Origin of the sequence: Mesorhizobium mediterraneum, from assembly GCF_002284565.1 — a bacterium.
GTDB classification, from domain to species: Bacteria; Pseudomonadota; Alphaproteobacteria; order Rhizobiales; family Rhizobiaceae; genus Mesorhizobium; species Mesorhizobium mediterraneum.
In genome coordinates this window covers 1-1,129 of record NZ_NPKI01000030.1, presented here as the reverse complement: position 1 = coordinate 1,129, position 1,129 = coordinate 1, and the positions used below count along the sequence as shown (strand labels likewise).

Genomic DNA, 1,129 nt, shown 5'->3' with positions numbered 1-1,129 from the left:
TGAGCCGCAAGTTTTGAGTTGCGTCTGCACGAGTAATTGCCTGGGGTGAGTTCGGGTAATTAGCCATGTGCAGGGTCCGCGATTTCGCCCAGCTTCAACTGTCAGGAGGCGATGGAGCCTGGCTTTCAAGCGATGGTCGATTGCATGCTAGAGGCCGGCTGGACGCGCCGAGAGAGGCGCAGCTCGCGATCGCCCATGCCATAATCCGCGCCGGCCGGCCGCGCTAAGTTAAAACGCAGTCAGCCGACTGCCGCGAATGGCCGACATGCTGGAAAGCTGGCGTATTCTCATTGGTCGCTCGAACAAGCCATTGAGGGTCGTGGGCAGGGCAGTGTTGCTATTAAATCAACTCGTCGCATGGGAATGGCGCAGTGTTTCTGCAGTCGGCGGATGTTTATTTGTGAGCGCAGGTCTGCACCTGCATCCTTTGGCGCTATTACACGTTTGCCCCGCGAAGAAGATGCTCCGGGCCGGCAGAATGTCGAAGAAAACAACCGACGACGCTTACGAAAACCAAGTGCAACTTGAGCGGCGCGCCGAACGGGAGGGCCGCGGACGCAATGCCGAATGGCCGTCACAGATCCCCAGCCGTGGCTGGAAAGACGTGCTGTGGCGGGTCTTTGCTGAAGTAAAGGAGGACCGTGTTATGCTGATCGCGGCCGGGGCCGCATTCTATCTGCTCCTTGCCCTCTTTCCCGCGCTCGCCGCGTTCGTGTCCATCTACGGTTTTGTCGCCGATCCTCAGACCATCGCTGAGCACATTTCGTTCCTTGGCGGCGTACTTCCTTCGGGCGGTTTGGACATTATCGGATCTCAGCTTAGGTCCTTGGCCGCTCAGAGGACTGGCGCGCTCAGCTTCGGTTTCATATTCGGCCTTGCCGTCGCACTGTGGAGCGCCAGCAACGGCATCAAGACGCTCTTCGAAGCCATGAACATCGCCTACGAGGAGAGTGAAAAGCGCAGCTTTATCCATCTGAACCTCCTGGCCTTGGGCTTCACACTTGGCGCCATCCTCATCGGTATCGGCTTTATCGTCGCGGTGGGGATCGTGCCGGCCATGCTTGCGCTGCTGAACCTCGGCGGCTGGACCGAAGCCCTTGTGCGGATCTTTCGGTGGCCGATGATGCTG

General features: G+C 59.0%; 1 protein-coding gene. It reads left to right on the top strand.

Features of this window, described 5'->3' with window-relative positions; all coding sequences use genetic code 11:
- Positions 1-256: 256 nt before the first annotated feature.
- The coding region (locus CIT25_RS23675; protein ID WP_245329969.1) for a YihY/virulence factor BrkB family protein at positions 257-1,129 on the top strand (873 nt) is incomplete at its 3' end.